The sequence below is a fragment of the Burkholderia sp. AU4i genome (assembly GCF_000466765.1).
GTDB lineage: Bacteria > Pseudomonadota > Gammaproteobacteria > Burkholderiales > Burkholderiaceae > Burkholderia > Burkholderia cepacia.
The window spans coordinates 1-2,648 of sequence record NZ_ASSI01000308.1 but is presented as its reverse complement, the minus strand read 5'-3'; the positions used below and the strand labels follow the sequence as shown (position 1 = coordinate 2,648).

Below are 2,648 nucleotides of genomic sequence, written 5' to 3'. Positions count from 1 at the left end.
TCGTGCGGCGCCGTTATCGCGCCGCCGCCCTGGTGGGCCAACATCCGGCGCGGCACGTCGCGCAGCCGGACGCGTCGAAGCTGCTGCCGTTTCCGGTTCGGCGCGTCGCCCCTGCCCGACGACGGCAGACGGCCGCCGCGACCGCGGCAGCAGCACGCAACCTGTCGGTGAAGTAGCGCAGCATGGATATTCCCAGCTCATCGATACAAGCTGACGAACGCCCTGTCCGCGTCTGGCTGACGCCCGGACGCATCGCGCTTTACAGCGCGGTCATGCTCACGATCGGCGTGCTGTTCGTGTCGATCATGGTCCGGGTTGGCTTCCACTCGACCGACCCGGGCTTGTTCCGCCCCGGCTCGGGGTTCACGGTGTTCTGGTCCGCGTCCCATCTGATGCGCCATGGCTCGCCGTGGCAGGTCTACGATGTCCCCGCGTTTTCGCGGGCGCTCGCCGACCTGTTCCCGATCACGGCCGGCCATGCGTTCCTGCCATGGCTGTACCCGCCTTCGTATCTGCTCGTTGTGGCGCCGTTCTCGCTGCTGCCCTATGCGATCGGCTATCCGCTGTTCATCGCGCTCGGCATCGTGCTGCTCGGCGTGTCGACCTGGCGCGTGTCGGGGCTCGCGGCGACGCCCGGCGCGAAACGTATCGGCTGGCTCGCGCTGCTCGCATCTCCGGGCGTGCTCGTCACCGCGACGTACGGACAGAACGCGATGCTGACTGCGACGTGCGCCGCGCTCGCCGTGCATTTCGTCGATCGACGGCCGGTGCTGGCCGGCTTCTTTATCGGACTCCTGTCGGTCAAGCCGCAACTCGCGTTGCTGTTCCCGTTCGTGCTGATCGCAGCGCGTGCGTGGCGCGCATTCGCGTGGGCCGCGGCCTTCGCGACCGCCTTCACCGCGCTGGGCATCGCGACAGGCGGCATCGAATCGCTCCATCTCTTCATGCAGAACGCGGGAGCGCTGCGTTCGCTGATCATCGAGCATGGCGTTCCGTTCTGGTTTGCGTCGCCGACGCCGTTCGCGGCGTTTCGTCTCGCCGGCTTGTCGCCGGCGCTCGCCTATGTTGGGCAGGCCGGCATCGCCGCGGTTGCGATCGCGGCCGCGTGCTTCGTCTGGCATCGCCACCAGGATGCGCGGCTGCGCGTCGCGACACTGTTCATCGCGACGCTCGCCGTGAATCCCTATGTCTGGCACTACGAACTGTCCTGGCTGTGCGTCCCGATCGCGTGCATGATCGCCATCGGCTCGCAGGACGGCTGGCTGCGCGGCGAGCAAGGTTTCGTGGCCATCCTGTGGGCGCTGCCGCTTTACGAGTTTCTGAATCCGTGGATGCATCTGCCGCAGATCGGGCCGCTCGTGACGTCGATCGCGCTGCTCATGCTGCTGCGGCGCGGACGGTTTGCCAGTCGCGGTACGCGCGCCGCGCACGTTCGCGCCCCGTGAGCCGATAGCCGCGCACCACGCCGGCACCCTGCCCATGCCGACTGCTGCGCCTGGCAATCACGCCCCGGGTTGCGCTCGGGCAGCGTCGACATCGGTATCCGGCAAATCAGGCTGCCACCCGCCCCACCACACCCGCATCGATTCGTGTTACGAATCCCCGATTCCTGCCTACAATGATCAGAACGCCTGTCGTCCGGCCTGCAGCGGACGATGACCTGATCCATACGGCGCAGCACGAGCCGGATCTCTCGGGGGACGTATGTCCGCGCACGCCAGAAGGCCGCTGGTATCGCTCGTCGTACCGTTCCACGACGAGGCGGAAACAATCGACGCATTCTTTGCGGCAACGCTGCCGATCCTCGAATCGGTCGATACGATCCGTTTCGAGATCGTCTGCATCAACGACGGCAGCCGCGACGACACGCTGGACAGGCTGATCGACGTCGCGGCCGGCGACCCGCGCGTGCGCATCGTCGATCTCACCCGGCGCTTCGGCAAGGAAGCCGCGCTCACCGCCGGCATCGACGAAGCCGCCGGCACCGCCGTGATCCTGATCGATGCCGACCTGCAGGATCCGCCCGCCCTGATCCCCGCGATGGTCGAACGCTGGCTCGCCGGTGCCGAGGTCGTCGCCGCGAAGCGCACCGACCGCATGTGCGATCCGCTGATGCAGCGCGTGGCCGCCGCGCTCTACTACCGCGTGCACAACCGCCTCTCCGAAGTCGAGATGCCCGAGAACGTCGGCGATTTCCGGCTGATGGACCGCCAGGTCGTCGACGCGCTGCGCGCGCTGCCCGAGCGGCGGCGTTTCATGAAAGGCCTGTTCGCATGGGTCGGCTATCGCACCGAGATCATCGAATACACGCGTGCCCCGCGTAGCGGCGGCCGCTCGAAATTCTCCGGATGGCGGCGCTGGAACTTCGCGCTCGAAGGCATCACAAGCTTCAGCACCGTGCCGCTGCGCGTATGGACCTACATCGGCCTCGCGTTCGCCGCCCTTTCGTTCATCTACGGCGCCTTCATCGTCATGCGCACGCTGTTGTTCGGCAACCCCGTGCACGGCTACGCGTCGCTCATCTCCGTGATGCTGTTCGTCGGCGGCATCCAGCTGATCGGCATCGGCGTCATCGGCGAATACCTCGGCCGCATCTATCACGAGTCGAAGCAGCGCCCCGTCTATCTCGTGCGGCGCCGTTATCGCGC

Annotated in this window: 2 protein-coding genes; both read left to right on the top strand. The window is 67.1% G+C overall.

Features of this window, described 5'->3' with window-relative positions:
- The first annotated feature begins 182 nt into the window (after window positions 1–182).
- A complete protein-coding gene (locus tag L810_RS41260) occupies window positions 183–1,445 on the top strand; it encodes a glycosyltransferase family 87 protein (RefSeq protein WP_042978277.1) in 1,263 nt (420 codons plus the stop codon).
- A 259-nt stretch (window positions 1,446–1,704) separates the two neighbouring features.
- Window positions 1,705–2,648, top strand: a 944-nt coding sequence (locus tag L810_RS41255; protein ID WP_042978276.1) for a glycosyltransferase family 2 protein, incomplete at its 3' end; no start/stop codon positions are given.